The organism is Halobacillus campisalis, from assembly GCF_030345335.1.
Lineage (GTDB): Bacteria > Bacillota > Bacilli > Bacillales > Halobacillaceae > Halobacillus_A > Halobacillus_A campisalis.
The window spans coordinates 413954-432415 of the sequence record NZ_JAPVRC010000001.1 but is presented as its reverse complement, the minus strand read 5'-3'; the positions used below and the strand labels follow the sequence as shown (position 1 = coordinate 432415).

Below are 18462 nucleotides of genomic sequence, written 5' to 3'. Positions count from 1 at the left end.
TGGAATTACGAGGGAGGGACGAACGATATGGAACATCGAATGGAACGGATAAAGAAACAGTTACATTCCCAAAGTTATAAGCTTACACCCCAGCGTGAAGCAACGGTAAGAGTTCTTTTAGAAAATGAAGCAGACCATTTGAGTGCTGAAGATGTTTACCTCCTCGTAAAAGAGAAAGCACCTGAAATCGGCCTTGCTACCGTTTACCGTACATTAGAATTGTTATCAGAGCTTAAAGTTGTCGATAAAATAAACTTTGGAGACGGTGTATCACGCTATGACCTTCGAAAAGAAGGGGCTGAACACTTTCACCATCACCTTGTATGTACCGAATGTGGGTCTGTAGAAGAAATTGAAGAGGACTTATTAGGAGATGTTGAGAAATTAATTGAGGGCCAGTGGAACTTTAAAGTGAAGGACCATCGACTAACGTTTCACGGAATTTGTCGAGTTTGTCAACAAGTGTCAGTTCCGGATGACGATTCCTCTAAATGAATGGTATAATATGATAGTGAGTCACTATGAATCTAGTATTCATAGTGACTTTTTTAGGTGGCATGTTTTTATTTACAAACGTGCAAAAATCGTGTACGTTTAATTTGTATGAGTGAATGGAAGGTATAATTAAGTGGTTTTCTGGCATATCCTTTATAAATACTAGTTATGGAGGGTCATATGTCGATGAATAAATCACAATTTCGAGAACTCATCAAAGTGCTTGTCATTTTCACAATTTGTACAAGCGTATTCTATGTGGCATTACGCGTGGTTCATGCCCAGCATGAAAGAAGCCATCGTTATGACCCGCCAAGCGGAGCAGCTGTCAAAGTGATGAACCCGCTGGACCAGGAGTGGTCCGAACGTTTATCAATTTTCTTTCAACTAGGAGAGTAGAAAGAATGAAATTTGCCTTAGAGGATTTCTTTCATTATTTAACGGTGGAACGTGGACTATCGAGCAATACGATTCAATCTTATAAAAGAGATTTAACTCAGTATCAATTGTTCCTGGAAACAAGTTTGGAGCTGTCACATTGGGAACAGGTTTCCAGATCCCATATTATGAAATATTTATACGACTTGAATGATAAAGGGCGTTCATCTGCAACGATTGCAAGACTACTATCGTCTATTCGACTGTTTCACCAATTCATGATCCGGGAAAAGATTACGACTCAGGATCCAAGTCTACATATCGAAACGCCAAAAAAAGAACGTAAGCTTCCGAAAGTCTTATCTTCAGATGATGTAGACAAACTGTTGAATATTTCTGCAGTCGATCCATTATCTTCAAGAAATAAAGCTATGCTTGAAATTCTTTATGCTACAGGACTTCGAGTTACTGAATTAATCACATTGAAGGTCAGCGACTTACATTTGACTATGGGGTTTGTCCGCTGCATGGGTAAAGGTTCGAAGGAAAGAATCATACCTTTAGGTGACTTAGCAAAACAAGCATTAGAGGACTATCTTGAGGGGCCAAGATCCCAGTTGGTCAAGCGCAAACAAACAGAAGAACTGTTTGTAAACCATCACGGTTCTCCATTGTCCCGACAGGGTTTCTGGAAAGTGTTGAAAGCGGTTGCCATGGAGGCAGGCGTGATGAAGGAAATTACCCCTCATACGCTCAGACATTCTTTCGCTACACATCTTCTGGAGAATGGAGCGGATCTAAGGGCGGTCCAGGAAATGCTGGGACATGCAGATATATCAACAACTCAGATTTATACCCATGTTACAAAGTCCAGATTAAAAGACGTATACCGCTCGTATCACCCACGGGCGTGATTTCTTTTTTCAAATTAGTTGTCTGACATCCTACAACTAGTAAATTTGACTATTTTATTAAAGCATTGGGAAAGTAATGATTAGGAGGGAATTAAATATGAATACTTTTAAACGAGTTTTTTTAATTGTAATGGATTCAGTGGGAATAGGCGAGGCACCAGACGCTGAAAAATTTAACGATAAAGGTTCTCACACATTAGGCCATATTGCTGAACACATGAACGGTCTGAACATGCCCAACATGGCGAGTCTTGGACTTGGAAATATCTCGCCTATACAAGGAATCGATGAGGCAAGTCAGCCAAAGGCACATTATACGACTATGGTGGAAGCGTCAAACGGAAAAGATACAATGACCGGACATTGGGAGATTATGGGACTTAACATCCAACAGCCTTTCCGCACTTTTCCGGAGGGTTTTCCCGATGAACTTTTAAACCAAATAAAGAATAAAACCGGACGGGGGATTGTTGGTAACAAACCGGCTTCTGGAACCGAAATTCTAGATGAATTAGGTGAGCATCACATGAAAACCGGTGATTTAATCGTGTACACATCTGCTGATTCAGTATTGCAGATTGCTGCTCATGAAGAAATTGTGCCTCCCGAAGAACTTTTCGAAATTTGCGAGTATGCTCGGGAACTGACTCGTGATGAAAAGTACATGGTCGGACGTGTCATCGCCCGTCCTTTTATTGGGGAGCCAGGGGCGTTTGAACGAACATCCAACCGCCACGATTATGCACTGAAACCTTTTGGGACAACAGTCATGAATCATTTGGAAGATGCAGGAAAGGATGTAATAGCCTTAGGGAAAATCTCTGATATTTACGATGGAGAAGGAGTTACACAATCGATCCGTACGAATGACAATATGGATGGGATGGATAAGCTTGTAGCTTCAATGGATGAAGATTTCACAGGATTGAATTTCTTGAACCTTGTCGATTTTGATGCAAAATTCGGCCATCGCAGGGACCCCAAAGGGTATGGTGAGGCGCTGGAGGCTTATGATCGGCGTCTGCCTGAAGTATTGAGCAAGCTAAAGGAAGATGATCTGCTGATCATTACAGCTGATCACGGAAACGACCCAATTCATCATGGAACAGATCACACCCGAGAGCTTGTACCTCTTCTCGTTCACCATAAAGGAATTGAAAAGGGAGAACGGCTTGAGCAGCGCAAAACTTTTGCCGATATCGGCGCTACGATCTCAGATAATTTCTCTGCTAAAATGCCGGAACATGGGCAAAGCTTTTTAAAAGACATTCAATAGGGGGAGTTAACATGAATAGTAAAAGAAAAGAAGCCGCAGTTTTCATCCAGGAAAAACTAAATGTAGAGCCTACCGTAGGCTTGATTCTAGGTTCAGGGTTAGGTGTACTGGCTGAAGAAATAGAAAACCCGACAGTTATCAGCTATAAAGATATACCCCATTTTCCTGAATCCACAGTTTCTGGACACAAGGGTCAGTTAGTTATCGGACAGTTGGAAGGGCGACAGGTCATTGCCATGCAGGGCCGCTTTCACTATTACGAAGGATATGATATGAAACAAGTGACATTTCCTGTCCGTGTAATGAAAGAGTTAGGTGTAGAAACATTGTTCGTAACGAATGCCGCTGGCGGTATTAATGAGTCATTTGAAGCTGGAAATTTAATGATCATTACCGACCATATTAACAATATGGGGGATAACCCGCTTATGGGAGCCAACGATGATGAGCTTGGCGCCCGCTTCCCTGATATGTCTGAAGCTTATGACCGCGCATTGATCCAGCACGCTGTGAAAAGTGCAGAACGCCTGAGTATGCCGGTGAAAAAAGGTGTATACGTCGGTAACACTGGCCCGGCATACGAAACCGCTGCTGAAGTACGTATGCTGCGTACTCTTGGCGGGGATGCAGTAGGGATGTCTACAGTTCCAGAGGTAACCGTAGCTAATCATGCCGGCATTCGTGTTTTGGGAATCTCCTGCATATCAAACATGGCCGCAGGAATTTTGGATCAGCCGCTTACTCACGACGAAGTGATAGAAACAACAGCACAGGTACGTGAAGACTTCCTCGGCTTTGTAAAAGATTTACTAAAGACTCTGCCAGCATAAATTATGAGGGGTGAAACTGATGAGAATGTACGACGTTATCGTTAAAAAAAGAGACGGCGGAGAGCTGTCTAAAGAAGAAATCGAATTCTTTGTTAAAGGTTATACGAACGGCGAAATCCCGGATTATCAGGCGGCTGCTTTGACGATGGCCATCTATTTTAAAGGGATGACTCAAGAGGAAACGGCTACACTTACTCAGGCGATGGTCGATTCAGGAGAGACTATTGATCTTTCTGCTATAAAAGGCCACAAAGTAGATAAGCATTCTACAGGCGGCGTAGGAGATAAAGTAACATTCATTGTCGGACCTCTGGTGGCTTCGGTTGGAGTACCGGTAGCTAAAATGTCCGGCCGAGGATTAGGGCATACAGGTGGGACTCTCGATAAATTGGAGTCTGTTAAAGGGCTTCAAATAGAAATGTCCAAAGAAGAATTCATTCATAATGTCAACGAGCATAAACTATCAGTTGCAGGCCAAACAGGTAATTTAGCGCCTGCAGATAAAAAGCTTTATGCGCTTAGAGACGTCACAGGTACTGTGGATTCCCTGCCGCTGATCGCTGGTTCCATTATGAGTAAAAAACTCGCTTCAGGCGCTGACAGTATCGTATTAGATGTTAAGACGGGAAGCGGCGCTTTCATGAAGACGCTTGAGGACTCAGAAGCTCTTGCCCGCGAGATGGTAAACATCGGCAATAACTTAGGTAAAAATACAGTAGCTGTAATCAGTGATATGAACCAGCCTCTTGGATTTGAAGTTGGGAATGCCAATGAAATTAGAGAAGCAGCTGAAATCCTGCAAGGAAAACGTGTAGAGGACTTAAGAGAATTATCGTTAGAGATCGCTTCCCACATGACAGTGTTAGCTGAGGTGTTTTCTGATTATGAAGAAGCTTATCAAGCACTTGAGAAAAATTTAGAAAACGGTAAAGCGTTCGCTTCATTTAGAAAGCTTATCGAAGCACAGCACGGCGATACGGCGATGATTGATGATTTAAGCCTCTTGCCGCAAGCATCCTATGATATAGAAGTAGCCGCTGAGGAGGATGGCTTCGTTTCAGCAATTGATGCGGAATCGATTGGTGTTGCTGCTATGTATTTAGGGGCAGGGCGTGCAACTAAAGATGATGAGATCAATCATGGTGTAGGAATCACTCTTCAGAAAAAAATTGGTGATGAAGTGAAAGCTGGAGAAGCTTTAGTGATACTTCATAGTGATGAGGAAAATGCGCAAGCATCTATAAATAAAGTGAAAGAAGCTTATAATATTTCTAAAGAAAAAGTTGAGTCTCCAACGCTTATCCATAAAGTAATTAAATAAAAATGGTGTGCCAAAGAACTTCACGTTAGTGAGGTTCTTTTTTTATTGCATAGAAGCAGTGTTTCAGGGAAAAATAGGAACACTTACAGAAGCAGGAGGTAATAGAGATGCATAGGTTTATTTGTTTATTATTCACATTAATTATCATGTTCACCACGTTGCAGCCAAATCAAATTCACGCAGAAGATAAAAACGATTCTATAGCAAAAAACGCCCAGTCAGCTATTTTGATGGAAAAAAATAGTGGGATGACACTTTACGATAAAAATGCTGATAAAGAACTGCCCCCGGCCAGCATGACAAAAATCATGACTTTGCTGCTCATCATGGAAGAGTTGGATAAAGAAAACCTCAAACTTGATGAGAAAATAAGAATCAGTGAGCACGCTGCTTCTATGGGAGGTTCACAAATCTTTTTAGAGGCAGGGGAAGAAATGACGGTGGAAGATCTGTTGAAAGGAGTGGCGGTAGCGTCAGGAAATGATGCTAGTGTTGCATTAGCAGAACGAATTGCTGGAAGTGAAGAAGAATTTGTAAAACAAATGAACCAAAAAGCGAAAGATCTGGGGTTAAAGAACACAAAATTCCAGAATCCTACAGGACTGCCAGCAAATGACCATTACAGTACAGCTCATGATATGGCCGTTATGGCTAGAGAATTATTAATACATGAAGAAATCACAGACTATACGAGCATTTATGACGATTACTTAAGGAAAGGCGAAAAGAATGAATTCTGGTTAGTGAATACGAACAAATTAATCAAGTCTTATCCAGGGATGGATGGACTGAAAACCGGATTTACTGAAAAAGCGAAATATTGTTTAACCGCTTCAGCAAAAAAAGATGACCTGCACATGATTGCAGTAGTTATGGGAGCAGAAAAACCGAAGGAACGTAATGAAGCGATTACCAGTCTTCTGGATTACGGATTTGGACAATACGAAGGAATCAAGCTGCATGGAAAAGAGGAAGTACTTCATGAGATGACTAATCCAAGAGGCACTCCTAATACATTAGCGTTAGTTCCAGAAAAAGATGTGGTCGTTTTGAAGAAAAAGAATGAAGCAAAGTCGAATTACCAAACCTCCATCACTTTGAATGAAAAAGTTGAACTTCCAATCAAGAAAGGTGATCACCTGGGGTGGGTAACTGTCAATAATGGAAAAGAAGAAGTTTCCAAAGTTCGTTTAGAAGCTTCAGAGCCTGTAAACAAAGCAAATATACTTGAACTGTGGAAGCGCTCATTTAGAAATTTGGCAGGTTTTGAAAAGTTTTAGCGAGACCGCACTAGTTTTGTTTTAGTGCAGGTATCTACAGGATAAACTGCGAAAAGACTTAAGTAACTTTAATTGTTAAGGAGGAACTACACTTGAGTCTTTCCGTAGAATTCATTATCAAAGAATCCGTGTTACTTGTTCGCTTGGAAGGCGAGTTGGATCACCATGAAGCAACGAACCTTCGAGAAGAGTGGCAAGCTCAGCTGGCTCAGAATCAAGTAGGACATGTGATTGTTAATTTAGAGAAGTTAACATTTATGGATAGTTCGGGTCTTGGTGTCATGCTTGGCCGATATAAAGAAATTCAAGCTGCGGGCTGGGAAATGGTAATATGCTCTATCTCTCCTGAAGTCCGCCGTTTATTTGACCTATCCGGTATGTTCAAAATCGTTAAGCTAGTGGATAACGAAGACTTTGCCCTGCAAATGTTAGGGGTGGCCTCATGAAAAATCATATGAGAATTGAATTTGCAAGCATCAGTCAAAATGAATCGTTAGCTCGTATAGCAGTCGCTTCATTTATTAGTCCCCTGAATCCGACAATGGACGAACTGACTGACATTAAGACAGTTGTTTCAGAAGCTGTAACGAACGCGATCATTCATGGATACGAGGAAAATCCTGATCAATACGTGATATTAGAATGTCGGATTGAAGACAGTCAAATTGAAATTACCATTAGGGATCACGGTGCAGGGATTGAAAATATTGAGGAAGCCAGAGAACCATTATTCACCTCTAAACCCGAGTGGGAAAGGTCAGGTATGGGTTTTACGATCATGGAGAATTTCATGGATCAAGTTGAAATTCAATCATCCAAAGATGAAGGAACCACAATTACGCTTTCAAAGCAATTAACCTCGACGAAAGCAATTTTTAATTAGGTCATGAATATGAAGACGGATACTAAACAGGTACGTCTATCCGATGAAGAAGTGCGCAGTCTCATAAGAAGAAGCCAATCTGGTGATCAAAATGCTCGACATTTTTTAGTGGAAAAAAACACCAGGCTGGTATGGTCAGTCGTTCAGAGGTACTTGCGGCGAGGGTATGATCCTGATGATTTATATCAAATCGGTTGTATTGGTTTGTTGAAATCTGTAGATAAATTTGACCTTAGTTTTGACGTTAAGTTCTCCACATATGCTGTTCCAATGATTATTGGAGAAATCCAACGATTTATACGAGATGATGGCAGTGTAAAAGTGAGCCGCAGTCTGAAAGAAACATTTCATAAAGTGCGTGTAAAAAAAGAGGAACTCCTCAAAGAGTTCGGCCGGTCTCCGACGATTAATGAATTAGCTGAAGCGTTAGAGCTTACGAATGAAGAGGTTATTCAGGCAGAAGAAGCGGGACGATCTCCGCAATCTATTCACGAAACGGTTTATGAGAGTGAAGGAGATCCTATCACGCTCGTCGATCAGATTGCTGAAGAGGATTCGAGGTGGTTCGAACATTTAGCTTTGCATGAAGTGATGGATACTCTAGAAAAAAGGGAACGGTTGATCATTTACCTGAGGTATTTTAAAGACCAGACGCAATCAGAAGTAGCAGATCGCATAGGGATATCCCAAGTTCAAGTCTCCAGGCTGGAAAAGAAAATCTTAGAGCATATGAAAGAATCCATGAGTGATTCATCTTAAACTACGCCAATGCGTAGTTTTTTTTATGTTCGTTTTCAGTTTTCATAACTTTAGCTTTGGCATTATTGTATGAATTTGTATTGATTTCACATACTAACGAAGAGACATTCTGCCAGGAGGCGAAATGATGACAAAACCGCTATATATTCGTATGAAACAGTCGATTCGCATTCCACCAAAGCAAATGATCCGAGTTCATGATGTGGCCCGTGTTACAGGGGAGAACCGAAAAAAGCAGATGGTTGAACATATGATCCTCCATACCGTGAAACCAGAAGATAGGAATATCATTGTAGTTGACAGCTTCTCAATTATTGAGAGGATACTCAACCGTTTTCCGGACAGTGAAATAGAAATTTTAGGACCGAATCAGTGTGTCGTCCATGTGGAGAATCAAAAGAGAAAACCGAACGTATTTTTAGTCAGTTTTATTTGGCTGCTGCTTTTTGTTGGAGCGGCGATGGCTATTATGAATTTTCACTATGATGTCAGTATGGAAATGGTTCAGCAAAAGCTTCACTTTATGCTGACTGGAGAAGAGGAAGAGTACCCTTTATGGATTCAAGTTCCTTATTCAATCGGACTCGGTGTCGGCATGATACTATTTTTTAATCACTGGTTCCAAAAACGCTTCAATGAAGAACCTAATCCAATGGAAGTAGAAGTATTTAAGTATCAGGAAGATATAGATCATTATGTAGCTATTCATGAAAACAAGGTGGAACAACAGGATGAGAATCGTTGAAGCCTTCATTGGACTAGCTTCGGGTATTGCGGTAGGTGCGGGGTTTGTCGCTTTTATAACAGTACTTGGGATTGTGCCTCGGCTTATGCAATTAAGTCATTCGGAGTCGAAAATCATCTTCTATCAGTTTGCAATTGTAGCAGGGGTTTTTTGCGGTATTTATTTATCATTCAGTGACTATGCCGTAAATATTACGTTGCTTGGGCTCATTATCTGGGGGTTGCTTCACGGAATGTTCGTAGGTATGTTAGCGGCTGCTCTTACGGAAGTTTTGAATGTCTTTCCCCTTCTGTTTAAAAGAATAGGTATAGACAATTATTTATTCACATTACTTATGGCTCTATCTTTAGGGAAAGTCGCAGGTTCGCTGTTTCAGTGGGTTATTTTTGTAAAATGAAGGAGAATACGCTCATGTCAGGTTTAAATTCTAAGGATTATAAAAAAACAAGTAAATCTTACCAGCCGAAAACCAATTATGTTTGGAATTGTATCAAAGCATTTGTTGTTGGCGGAATAATTTGTGTAATAGGAGAGCTCTTATCTGAAATGTATATTCACTGGTTCGATTTCAGCGAAGAAAACGCAGGGAATCCAACGGTGGCGACTTTGATTTTCTTGGCTGCACTCGCGACGGGATTGGGTGTATATGACAAACTTGGTCAATTTGCTGGTGCAGGATCAGCAGTTCCTGTAACGGGGTTTGCAAATTCGATCACATCAGCAGCGATGGAGCATAAAAGTGAGGGGCTCGTGCTAGGAGTAGCCACAAACTTATTTAAATTGGCGGGATCGGTTATCGTATTCGGCGTAGTGGCTGCTTATGTTTTAGGAATCATTCGTTTTACATGGCAGGCCATATTTTAGGGGGGACAACTCATGTCTAAAACTGGAAAGCAAACGTGGAGTTTTAATAAGCCAGTCTATATACAAGCAACAGGAACTGTAGTTGGGCCGCTTGAAGGACAAGGGCCTTTGAAAGCTGTATTTGATAAGGTGTATGATCAGCTCCACTGTAATGAGGATAATTGGGAATTAGCTGAAAGACGATTGATGTTAGATGCTGTTCATTACTGTCTGCAAAAAGCAGGGGTCGACAAAACGTCGGTCGATTTGTTCTTAGCGGGTGATTTACTTAATCAAAATGTCACAGGCAACTATGTAGCCCGTCAGTTGGAAATTCCGCTGTTAGGCATGTTCGGGGCTTGTTCTACTTCAATGGAAACACTAGCTACAGGAGCAGCGCTCATTGAAAGCGGATATGCTGATCGGGCGATAGCTGCTGTAAGCTCTCACAATGCAACGGCAGAGCGGCAGTTCAGGTACCCAACGGAGTACGGGGGGCAGAAACCAAAAACAGCTACATTTACGGTAACTGGCAGCGGAGCGGCACTTTTATCAACAGAACCTTCGCCTGTTCGGATTGAAGCAGCCACGATTGGTAAAGTGATGGATTATGGTGTCACCGACCCTTTTGATATGGGTTCCGCAATGGCTCCAGCTGCATACGACACCATTAAAACGCATCTGGAGGATATGGGAAGAGTTCCTGCTGATTATGATGTCATTGCTACAGGAGATTTGTCGGCAGTGGGAGCACCAATTGTTCGAGATATGCTTAAAGATGACGGTTATCATATTGGTGAAGTTCATAAAGACTGTGGACTTCTCGTTTACCATAGTGATCAGCCTGTATTCAGTGGAGGAAGCGGATGTGCTTGTTCTGCGGTCGTTACGTATGGAAAACTGTTAGAGGATTTAAAAGCAGGCACTTATAAACGAATATTAGTGGTAGCAACAGGTGCTCTTATGAATCCGATGATGCTGCAGCAGAAAGAATCAATACCGGGTATTGCCCACGCTGTTGCTTTTACAAAAGGGGAGGGATGAAAATGACTTTTCTTTGGGCTTTTTTAGTAGGTGGCGGGATTTGTGTCATTGGCCAATTGCTTCTTGACGTAGCTAAGCTTACACCCGCTCATGTTATGTCCTCTTTCGTAGTGGCAGGGGCGGTACTCGATGCGTTCGACTTGTACGATAACTTAATCGAATTCGCAGGGGCAGGAGCCACGGTACCCATCACAAGCTTTGGACATTCATTGCTGCATGGAGCGATGGAAGAAGCAGATAAGCATGGTGTTATTGGTGTAGCCGTAGGGATGTTTGGGCTGACTTCTGCAGGTATAGCTTCAGCGATACTCTTCGGATTCATCATGGCTGTAATTTTTAAACCGAAAGGGTAGGAATGGTTTTGTTTATTCTTAAGCCTTGTGAAACGAAACTGATTTTTAAAAAAGTGAGTTGTTAAATAACTTGGGAGGGTTGTGGAAGCTTGTTTTTTAGTCATTTGGAGAGTGGATCTGGGCGACGGGGAATGGCTCGCAACCGTCTTAAGAATAATTAAAATCCAGCGCCTTGGTTTTAGCTTTGAATAATAATCCTTTCCTTGTTTCGAAACGATTTACACTCAAAAGCAGTTATTTTCAGTGAAGAAGTTTATAAAATTTTTCCGTTATTCTTACAAACGCAAGAAGGTCGTGGAAATGGCGAGATCCTTATGGGAGAAAAGTATATGGTAGACCTCGCAGAGCGTTAGCTCGAGGAAGCGAGTGATTTCCTGGACCTCCAAACTGCCAAACAGAACAAAACAGTTCAATCATCTTGAAACTGTGTATGCACTAATAGAGAGCTTAAATGAAATTGAACACTATGGTTTAACAGAGAAAATACAGCAGTAAGGAGTTGAGGCGGATGGCGAGTGAGAAGAAAACCCCTATTGTCATGAAATTGGAACAGAATAGAAATATAGTTAATGAGAAGGTAGGCACTGACGAATCATTTGATGTAGGATTTCGGACATTGGTTATTCTCGATCACGAAGTAAACTTATATTACGTGAATGGTTTGTGCGAAACCCCGATAATTGTAGATTTGCTGCGCCAGCTGTTTCAATTAAATGAAGGTACATTAGATAGAAAATCAGTATTCAAACATATTTATAATGATCTGGCCCACCAGCAAGTAGAAGTTGAAACCTCCATAGAGAAATGTGTGACACAATTACTCTCAGGTCTTATCGTCTTGTTCGTTGAAGGTCATGCAGAAGCCATCATTGTAGATGTCCGTGCTTACCCTGGGCGGACCCCGGAAGAACCTGATACAGAGAAGGTTGTAAGAGGTTCTAGAGACGGCTATACAGAAAACATTATAGAAAACACGGCATTGACCCGCCGCAGAATAAGAGATGAGCGATTGAGGAATGAGCTTATTCAAGTAGGACAGCGGTCAAAAACGGATATTTGTATATCTTATATTAAAGATGTAGCTGATCCTGGACTTATAAAATTGATAAAAGATGAATTGAAAAAAATCGACATAGATGGTCTGTCTATGGCTGACAAGTCTGTAGAAGAATTTATAGTAAGCCAGGGATTCAATCCTTTTCCTCTCGTAAGGTACACTGAAAGACCAGATGTGGCGTCTGCACATTTATTGGAAGGTCATGTGCTCATTATGGTAGATACGTCTCCCAGTATGATTATTACACCGACTACGTATTTTCACCATGTACAGCACGCGGAAGAATACAGGCAATCCCCTGCTGTGGGTACGTTCGTAAGATGGGTTCGATTCTTTGGGTTATTTTCTTCCGTCTTTTTGCTTCCTTTGTGGATGTTATTTGTTATTCAGCCCGATTTACTACCAGAATCATTAGATTTCATAGGGCCGAATGAAGAGAGTACTTTGCCGATCATCGTCCAATTATTAATAGCAGATCTAGGGATAGAGATGCTGCGTATCGCAGCCATCCATACACCCACGCCATTATCAACAGCTATGGGATTGATCGCAGCCGTTTTAATTGGACAAATTGCCATCGATGTCGGTTTATTTGTTCCTGAAGTCATTTTATATGTAGCAGTAAGTGCGATAGGTTCTTATGCCACCCCAAGCTATGAATTATCCATTGCCAACAAAATGAGCCGAATCACTTTGTTAGTGCTATCCGCTATTTTTGGTTTAAGTGGATTTGTTATAGGTTCTACATTGTATATTTTATTGCTGGCTCGGACCAAATCTTTGAATACGCCGTATTTATGGCCGTTCCTTCCATTCAATGGTAAAGCGTTTATGCAGATTTTAGTGAGAATGTCTGTACCTTTAGGGAAAATCAGGCCTAGCATTGTTCATCCTCAAAACAATCATAAACAAAGATAATTGCCGGTTGATGATTGTTGTGATAAATTTAAATTAAATTCAAAATGTTCCTTTACTCTAAAGGAGCATTTTCTTTTATGTGATAATATCCAGCACTACCTGAATACCGTTCAGGCTAAGGAGAGCGAACCTGGTCTGAATGGCTTTTTAGTTAGTAAAGATAGGATGGGAAGGACGGACAACTATGATTCGAGAGACGAACGGACAAGGCCAGCTATTAATAGGCGGTATTCCCGCAGAAGATTTAGCCTCTGCATATGGAACGCCTCTTTATGTATATGATGTAGAAAGAATACGAAGCAATGCCAAAGCTTTTGTTGATACTTTTAAGAAGCACAAGATACCCGCACAGGTTGCCTATGCCAGTAAAGCCTTCTCTTCTGTAGCTATGCTCCAAGTTGCTAAAGAGGAAGGATTGAGCCTGGATGTCGTTTCTGAGGGAGAGCTCCATACTGCTTTACAGGCTGAATTCCCTGTAGAAAAAATCCATATGCATGGAAATAATAAGAGCCTCTCAGAACTTGAAATGGCAGTGGATCACAAGATCGGCTGTATTGTAGTCGATAATTTTTATGAAATTGCTCTGTTAACAGATCTTCTTGCCGAAAAAAATACACAAATGGATGTTTTGCTGCGTGTCACACCTGGGATTGAAGCCCATACCCATGATTATATTTTAACTGGACAGGAAGATTCTAAATTCGGTTTCGACTTATCCAGCGGCCAAGCAGAGAAAGCGTTCCAGCTCTTGAACGCAAATGAAATGACAAATGTGAAAGGCCTTCACTGTCATATAGGATCGCAGATTTTTGAAACGAGCGGATTCACCTTAGCGACGAAGAAATTATTTGAAACAATGAGTGATTGGCGGAACCGTTTCGAATTTACGGCAGATGTCCTTAATTTAGGCGGTGGATTTGGTATACAATATACAGAAGAAGACGACCCTCTTGCTCTTGACCAATATGCTCTTGCTCTCATTGAAGAGGTGAAACATCAGTCTGAAATACTAGAATATACAATGCCTGAAATCTGGATCGAGCCGGGACGTGCCATTGTCGGGGATGCTGGGGTGACGCTATATCGAATGGGATCGATCAAAGAGATACCTGGCGTAAGGACGTATGCTTCAGTTGACGGAGGGATGACTGATAATATCAGGCCCGCCCTTTACCACGCAAAATATGATGCCGTTCTAGCTAATAAAATGCATGAGTCGCCGGACCAAGAATATGCTATAGCTGGAAAGTGCTGTGAATCCGGAGATATGCTATTATGGGATGTGAAGCTTCCTAAAGTAGAACCGAAAGATTTGATGGCTGTTTTCAGTACAGGTGCTTATGGATATGCTATGTCCAATAATTATAACCGTTTTGGAAAATCAGCTGTCGTTTTTGTGGAGAATGGGGAGCATCAGTTAGTGGTACGTCGTGAGGACTATAAGGAAATCACGAGACTAGATTTATCATACAACCAACAGTAGGAGGAAATGAATAATGAAACAAGCAACGATTGAATTTGAGAATGGCGAGAAATTTTTAATTGAACTTTATGAGGAAGCGGCACCGAATACAGTGGAAAATTTCGAAAAATTAGCAAATAGTGAATTTTATGATGGGTTAACGTTCCACCGCGTCATTCCTGATTTCGTCATCCAGGGAGGCGATCCTAATGGAAACGGTACTGGCGGACCAGGTTATACAATCAAATGCGAGACAGAAGGCAACCCGCATAAACATGAGCGAGGCACCTTATCAATGGCGCACGCTGGAAAAGACACAGGTGGAAGCCAATTTTTCGTATGTCACTCTCCACAGCCTCATTTAGATGGCCGCCACACAGTATTTGGCAAGGTTGTCGAAGGTGTTGATACCGTGGATCGAGTACGTCCAGGAGACGTTATGCAGCGAGTGCGTGTGGAAGATAAGTAAGCAATACCCGGTAAGTGTTTTACAAAGGTAAGATAATGCTTTAGATTGCATTTATTAATTACTAAGATTGCTCCTTAAGGTTACGTTTTTTAACTAAAACGTCAAGTCCTGGTTTTAGGAGTTTTCCAATCTGAGTCAATCCTAAGCATATGAAATACCATAAATTAAACTTAACTATTGCAGCCTCTTCTTTTCTGGGGCTGCTCTTCTAATGTCAATTTTTAGACTCCGTATACTTAATAGTTTAAGGATGTTTTGATAATATAATTTTACATCGTATTATAATGTTATTTCCAACCAATCAATTGTTGGATCCTGCTATTTATTAAATCTCTACGAAACAGTAGTGGTCCTGGATATTTATCATTGTAAAGAACGTGTATTCAACGGTTATAGAGGACTTGATTTCTTATTTCGCCCGGTGGGTTGATTCTTTTATTCATATGCCGTATGATATTGCCTAGATAAGATCAGACGTGGGGGCAAGCCAATGAAAAAGAAGAATTGGAAGTTATTTGCGTTCCTGCTGATCCTTGGGATGGCCTGGGGCGTCTATTATTGGTTTGGTATAGTAATGTAATGACACCGTAGATAATTTTCGGTTCGCTTTAAAAAATCAAATGAGCAATACGAGGGGTTATTATGTTAATAAGATTTAAAAAGTCATATGAAAAAATCGCAATGGGTCTTCTTTCTTTTATGCCTGAATGTAAAGAAGTACGAAAATTACAAGACATTATCAACGACTATGAAGTAAAAGAAAATTGGCATCTTTTCCTGTGGAAAGAAGAGGATATTCTTGGGACGATCGGGGTGCGGACTGAGGGGCGCAAAGCCTATATCCAGCATGTCTCCGTAAGCCCTTCTCACAGGAATCTAGGTATAGGGAAAAAGATGATCCAATCGATTAGTTCACAATTTGAAAAAGACTATGAAGTTCTTCCTGATGAAGTAACAGAAACTTTTGTAGAGAAATGTCATCATGAACGACCTTCATCAAAAGTTTAAACGGGAGGAGGCGCCATATTATGGCGCCTCCTTTCTAATTTCTGAATTTTTTCATGTGTTTGTTAATCAGCTTCGTGTTGCTGAAATCACTGGGAGTTCCATAAATAACTCCCCACTCTGCACATCGCGACTTGATCAGCTGAACCAGATTTTCATCAAAGATAGGAATGACAGGGCTTTGGTATCCTTTGAATGATTGAATGTCATCTTTAATCTCAAGGATCAGCTGAGTGAACATGGCGGAGTCGATACCCAGCTGCTCTAACTGTTTGTCGTTGACAGAGAGTTTATCGAAGGTTTTATTTATAAGGGTTTCGGCTCCTTTTCTGTTTCCTCTTCTGAAGTGGTAGAGAGAGACGGCAAATTGGATAAGTAAAACCCAGACAGAATCTCTGTATCCAGGTTCAGTCTCTTTCCAATGCTCCTCAAGTTCTTCATGACATTCAAAATAATCTCTTGTACCATGGAAGTGGGTCAGAAAGTCCACGTATGGTCGAGGGTACATACCATCCCGTCCTTTCTTGTTATTTTAATTTTAACAAGATCAATCGAACATGCAATTCGAGGAAGGTCCTCTATTACTATTAACATTTATGGTTCGTTTCTGATACTATTATTGCAGTACGTAACTCGTTTTGAAAAGGAAAGAACACTATGACCAATCGCTATCAAGTAAAACTCGAAGGATTTGAAGGTCCATTGGATCTCCTGCTTCACTTAATCAACCGCTATGAGATTGATATTTATGACATCCCGGTCTCCACAATCACAGATCAATACATGAATTATATTCAAACCATGAAAGAACTTGAATTAAATGTGGCGAGTGAGTACCTGGTAATGGCTGCAAGCTTACTGGCTATCAAAAGCCAGATGCTTTTACCTAATATTAATACAGTTGATGAAGCAGTGGAAGAGGAAGAGGAAGATCCTCGGGACGAATTAATGCAGAAGTTAATCGAATATAAAAAATTCAAAAGAGCGTCTGAAGAATTAAAAAACAAAGAACTAGAAGAAAACCGTATTTATACCAGGCCGCAAATGACAGTAGAAGATAAAGGAGAAGACACCGAGCCACTTACGCCAGGTGAAGTTTCTGTTTTCGATATTGTAGCAGCGGTACAACGACTCTTAAAAAGCAGCAAGAAAGTCCAGAGGAATGAAACAAAAATAAAACGAGATGAGATCTCTATTCAGTTGAGGATGGATGACATCGTTCGAAGAGTTTCAACGAGTAACCAGGGGATAAGCTTCAATAAATTATTTGAAGAAAGAACAAAACCTCATATAGTTGTGACTTTTATAGCGATATTGGAGCTGATGAAAAGTAATAACATTGTCTGTGTGCAGCCTAACCACTTTGATGAATTAATTGTATTTAAAACGGAGGAACCATAAATGAGTGCAGACGATTATAAAGCGCTGATCGAAGGCTTACTATTTGCGGCTGGAGAAGAAGGTGTAACGAAGAATAAGCTTTCCCAAATTATAGGATGTTCTCAACAGGAAATGCAGAAAGCTCTTGACATGCTGCATGAGGATTATGAACTCGGAGATAGGGGAATTAAAATAATGGAGTCTAATGGCACGCTGCATTTGACGACAAAACCGGAACATGCTGCATATTATGAGCATCTTCTAAATACAAAGGCTTCTACAAGATTGTCCCAGGCGGCACTTGAAGTACTTGCAATCATTGCTTATAGACAACCGATCACGAGAATAGAGATTGATGACCTCCGCGGGGTAAAGAGTGACCGAGCGGTTCAGACTTTAGTGAATAGAGGATTGATTGTGGAAACAGGCAGAAAAGAAGCTATAGGTCGTCCTGTTTTATTTGGAACATCAACAGAATTCCTAACTTATTTCGGCTTATCCTCTATTGAAGAGCTCCCGCCGCTTGAGGAATTAAATATTCAGGAAAATGCAGAAAATGAAGCCGATTTATTTTTCCAAAAGTTTGATGAAGACTGAAATTAGAAAAGATTACAGAAAGGCTGTGACCCATATGAAATTTCTTGATGCCAGAGGTCAATGTAATCGCGAAGAAGTCTCAATGTGCAGTTCAGTCGTCATTTACGAAGATCAAAATGGACAGCAATATTTCGAAATTCGCTATGCGGAATATATCCAGCAAAAAGTTTTTGAACGTTTTGCCATAGAGGAGGATGATGTCGTCTCTATTCTTGCTCTGGCATACTTGATCAAATACCCGGAATATAAGTACCGCAAAAAAATCTTAATTAAAGAAGAAGAGTTAATGCTCGTATTTGAAGATTTAAATATGCCAGCTATTTATGATCTTTATCATAAAATAGAGAACGCAGAAGAAGTGGAAGTGGATTCATTTCGACATTATCATCTTATCTGAAGCTATAGTTTCAACAGCTGAGATTAGATAAGTGTTTCAGTTAATAGTCATAATTT

General features: G+C 40.9%; 23 protein-coding genes. 22 read left to right on the top strand and 1 reads right to left on the bottom strand.

Annotated elements, in window-relative coordinates; all coding sequences use genetic code 11:
- The first annotated feature begins 27 nt into the window (after positions 1-27).
- The 19 genes from fur (at position 28) to O2Q26_RS02080 (ending at position 16035) form a co-directional block, all read left to right on the top strand.
- Complete coding sequence (fur, locus tag O2Q26_RS02170) at positions 28-495, top strand: ferric iron uptake transcriptional regulator (protein WP_253936633.1); 468 nt, start codon at positions 28-30, stop codon at positions 493-495.
- Positions 496-681: 186 nt separating this feature from the next.
- Positions 682-894 (top strand): DUF4227 family protein, encoded by a 213-nt coding sequence (locus tag O2Q26_RS02165; RefSeq protein ID WP_253936634.1) that lies wholly within the window; start codon positions 682-684, stop codon positions 892-894.
- Between the two features lie 5 nt (positions 895-899).
- A complete protein-coding gene (gene xerD, locus O2Q26_RS02160) occupies positions 900-1787 on the top strand; it encodes a site-specific tyrosine recombinase XerD (protein WP_289214363.1) in 888 nt (295 codons plus the stop codon).
- Positions 1788-1884: 97 nt separating this feature from the next.
- Positions 1885-3063, top strand: a complete 1179-nt coding sequence (gene deoB, locus O2Q26_RS02155; protein WP_289214362.1) for a phosphopentomutase — start codon at positions 1885-1887, stop codon at positions 3061-3063.
- Between the two features lie 11 nt (positions 3064-3074).
- Entirely contained in the window at positions 3075-3893 is an 819-nt protein-coding gene (locus tag O2Q26_RS02150) for a purine-nucleoside phosphorylase (RefSeq protein WP_289214361.1), read from the top strand.
- Positions 3894-3912: 19 nt separating this feature from the next.
- Positions 3913-5214, top strand: a complete 1302-nt coding sequence (locus O2Q26_RS02145) for a pyrimidine-nucleoside phosphorylase (RefSeq protein WP_289214360.1) — start codon at positions 3913-3915, stop codon at positions 5212-5214.
- 107 nt (positions 5215-5321) lie between these two features.
- Entirely contained in the window at positions 5322-6494 is a 1173-nt protein-coding gene (locus O2Q26_RS02140; protein ID WP_289214359.1) for a D-alanyl-D-alanine carboxypeptidase family protein, read from the top strand.
- Positions 6495-6586: 92 nt separating this feature from the next.
- Positions 6587-6940, top strand: a complete 354-nt coding sequence (gene spoIIAA, locus O2Q26_RS02135; RefSeq protein ID WP_253936644.1) for an anti-sigma F factor antagonist — start codon at positions 6587-6589, stop codon at positions 6938-6940.
- On the top strand, positions 6937-7377 hold the full coding sequence (spoIIAB, locus tag O2Q26_RS02130) for an anti-sigma F factor (RefSeq protein WP_289214358.1): 441 nt from the start codon (positions 6937-6939) through the stop codon (positions 7375-7377). Before spoIIAA ends, spoIIAB begins: the two co-directional genes overlap by 4 nt.
- Positions 7378-7380: 3 nt before the next feature.
- Complete coding sequence (gene sigF / locus O2Q26_RS02125) at positions 7381-8136, top strand: RNA polymerase sporulation sigma factor SigF (RefSeq protein ID WP_289214357.1); 756 nt, start codon at positions 7381-7383, stop codon at positions 8134-8136.
- Positions 8137-8263: 127 nt separating this feature from the next.
- Positions 8264-8881 carry a stage V sporulation protein AA gene (locus tag O2Q26_RS02120; protein ID WP_289214356.1) on the top strand — a complete coding sequence of 206 codons (618 nt, stop codon included), beginning with the start codon at positions 8264-8266 and terminating at the stop codon, positions 8879-8881.
- Entirely contained in the window at positions 8868-9278 is a 411-nt protein-coding gene (locus O2Q26_RS02115) for a stage V sporulation protein AB (protein ID WP_289214355.1), read from the top strand. Before O2Q26_RS02120 ends, O2Q26_RS02115 begins: the two co-directional genes overlap by 14 nt.
- A 14-nt stretch (positions 9279-9292) precedes the next feature.
- Positions 9293-9745 (top strand): stage V sporulation protein AC, encoded by a 453-nt coding sequence (spoVAC, locus tag O2Q26_RS02110; RefSeq protein WP_289214354.1) that lies wholly within the window; start codon positions 9293-9295, stop codon positions 9743-9745.
- Positions 9746-9757: 12 nt separating this feature from the next.
- Positions 9758-10768: a stage V sporulation protein AD gene (spoVAD, locus tag O2Q26_RS02105; RefSeq protein ID WP_289214353.1), complete on the top strand. Its 1011-nt coding sequence runs from the start codon at positions 9758-9760 to the stop codon at positions 10766-10768.
- A gap of 2 nt (positions 10769-10770) precedes the next feature.
- The gene (spoVAE, locus tag O2Q26_RS02100; RefSeq protein WP_289214352.1) at positions 10771-11121 is read left to right on the top strand and encodes a stage V sporulation protein AE; all 351 of its coding nucleotides are present in this window, start codon (positions 10771-10773) and stop codon (positions 11119-11121) included.
- Positions 11122-11629: 508 nt separating this feature from the next.
- The gene (locus O2Q26_RS02095; RefSeq protein ID WP_289214351.1) at positions 11630-13096 is read left to right on the top strand and encodes a spore germination protein; all 1467 of its coding nucleotides are present in this window, start codon (positions 11630-11632) and stop codon (positions 13094-13096) included.
- 184 nt (positions 13097-13280) lie between these two features.
- Positions 13281-14579 (top strand): diaminopimelate decarboxylase, encoded by a 1299-nt coding sequence (gene lysA / locus O2Q26_RS02090; RefSeq protein WP_289214350.1) that lies wholly within the window; start codon positions 13281-13283, stop codon positions 14577-14579.
- Positions 14580-14592: 13 nt separating this feature from the next.
- On the top strand, positions 14593-15027 hold the full coding sequence (locus O2Q26_RS02085) for a peptidylprolyl isomerase (protein ID WP_253936653.1): 435 nt from the start codon (positions 14593-14595) through the stop codon (positions 15025-15027).
- Positions 15028-15669: 642 nt separating this feature from the next.
- Complete coding sequence (locus tag O2Q26_RS02080) at positions 15670-16035, top strand: GNAT family N-acetyltransferase (RefSeq protein WP_289214349.1); 366 nt, start codon at positions 15670-15672, stop codon at positions 16033-16035.
- Between the two features lie 34 nt (positions 16036-16069).
- Here the strand turns inward: O2Q26_RS02080 and O2Q26_RS02075 are convergent, their stop codons facing one another.
- Positions 16070-16540, bottom strand: a complete 471-nt coding sequence (locus O2Q26_RS02075; RefSeq protein ID WP_289214348.1) for a DUF309 domain-containing protein — start codon at positions 16538-16540, stop codon at positions 16070-16072.
- 149 nt (positions 16541-16689) lie between these two features.
- Between O2Q26_RS02075 and O2Q26_RS02070 the strand changes: the two genes are divergently transcribed.
- From O2Q26_RS02070 to O2Q26_RS02060, 3 genes are read left to right on the top strand one after another with little or no spacing between them, the layout of a single operon-like run.
- The gene (locus O2Q26_RS02070; protein ID WP_289214347.1) at positions 16690-17433 is read left to right on the top strand and encodes a segregation/condensation protein A; all 744 of its coding nucleotides are present in this window, start codon (positions 16690-16692) and stop codon (positions 17431-17433) included.
- Positions 17434-18009 (top strand): SMC-Scp complex subunit ScpB, encoded by a 576-nt coding sequence (gene scpB, locus O2Q26_RS02065; RefSeq protein ID WP_289214346.1) that lies wholly within the window; start codon positions 17434-17436, stop codon positions 18007-18009. It abuts the gene before it with no gap.
- Positions 17969-18406 (top strand): hypothetical protein, encoded by a 438-nt coding sequence (locus tag O2Q26_RS02060; RefSeq protein WP_289214745.1) that lies wholly within the window; start codon positions 17969-17971, stop codon positions 18404-18406. Before scpB ends, O2Q26_RS02060 begins: the two co-directional genes overlap by 41 nt.
- Positions 18407-18462: the final 56 nt, after the last annotated feature.

Excerpts from the sequence above, each read along its gene's own strand:
- O2Q26_RS02115 (WP_289214355.1), top strand. The coding sequence starts at position 8,868 with ATGAGAATCGTTGAAGCCTTCATTGGACTAGCTTCGGGTATTGCGGTA.
- spoVAE (WP_289214352.1), top strand. The coding sequence starts at position 10,771 with ATGACTTTTCTTTGGGCTTTTTTAGTAGGTGGCGGGATTTGTGTCATT.
- O2Q26_RS02145 (WP_289214360.1), top strand. The coding sequence starts at position 3,913 with ATGAGAATGTACGACGTTATCGTTAAAAAAAGAGACGGCGGAGAGCTG.
- O2Q26_RS02165 (WP_253936634.1), top strand. The coding sequence starts at position 682 with ATGAATAAATCACAATTTCGAGAACTCATCAAAGTGCTTGTCATTTTC.
- O2Q26_RS02140 (WP_289214359.1), top strand. The coding sequence starts at position 5,322 with ATGCATAGGTTTATTTGTTTATTATTCACATTAATTATCATGTTCACC.
- O2Q26_RS02070 (WP_289214347.1), top strand. The coding sequence starts at position 16,690 with ATGACCAATCGCTATCAAGTAAAACTCGAAGGATTTGAAGGTCCATTG.
- spoIIAB (WP_289214358.1), top strand. The coding sequence starts at position 6,937 with ATGAAAAATCATATGAGAATTGAATTTGCAAGCATCAGTCAAAATGAA.
- O2Q26_RS02060 (WP_289214745.1), top strand. The coding sequence starts at position 17,969 with ATGAAGCCGATTTATTTTTCCAAAAGTTTGATGAAGACTGAAATTAGA.
- lysA (WP_289214350.1), top strand. The coding sequence starts at position 13,281 with ATGATTCGAGAGACGAACGGACAAGGCCAGCTATTAATAGGCGGTATT.
- spoVAD (WP_289214353.1), top strand. The coding sequence starts at position 9,758 with ATGTCTAAAACTGGAAAGCAAACGTGGAGTTTTAATAAGCCAGTCTAT.
- O2Q26_RS02095 (WP_289214351.1), top strand. The coding sequence starts at position 11,630 with ATGGCGAGTGAGAAGAAAACCCCTATTGTCATGAAATTGGAACAGAAT.
- scpB (WP_289214346.1), top strand. The coding sequence starts at position 17,434 with ATGAGTGCAGACGATTATAAAGCGCTGATCGAAGGCTTACTATTTGCG.
- O2Q26_RS02120 (WP_289214356.1), top strand. The coding sequence starts at position 8,264 with ATGACAAAACCGCTATATATTCGTATGAAACAGTCGATTCGCATTCCA.
- spoVAC (WP_289214354.1), top strand. The coding sequence starts at position 9,293 with ATGTCAGGTTTAAATTCTAAGGATTATAAAAAAACAAGTAAATCTTAC.
- fur (WP_253936633.1), top strand. The coding sequence starts at position 28 with ATGGAACATCGAATGGAACGGATAAAGAAACAGTTACATTCCCAAAGT.
- O2Q26_RS02075 (WP_289214348.1), bottom strand. The coding sequence starts at position 16,540 with ATGTACCCTCGACCATACGTGGACTTTCTGACCCACTTCCATGGTACA.
- deoB (WP_289214362.1), top strand. The coding sequence starts at position 1,885 with ATGAATACTTTTAAACGAGTTTTTTTAATTGTAATGGATTCAGTGGGA.
- O2Q26_RS02150 (WP_289214361.1), top strand. The coding sequence starts at position 3,075 with ATGAATAGTAAAAGAAAAGAAGCCGCAGTTTTCATCCAGGAAAAACTA.
- O2Q26_RS02080 (WP_289214349.1), top strand. The coding sequence starts at position 15,670 with ATGTTAATAAGATTTAAAAAGTCATATGAAAAAATCGCAATGGGTCTT.
- sigF (WP_289214357.1), top strand. The coding sequence starts at position 7,381 with ATGAATATGAAGACGGATACTAAACAGGTACGTCTATCCGATGAAGAA.
- O2Q26_RS02085 (WP_253936653.1), top strand. The coding sequence starts at position 14,593 with ATGAAACAAGCAACGATTGAATTTGAGAATGGCGAGAAATTTTTAATT.
- xerD (WP_289214363.1), top strand. The coding sequence starts at position 900 with ATGAAATTTGCCTTAGAGGATTTCTTTCATTATTTAACGGTGGAACGT.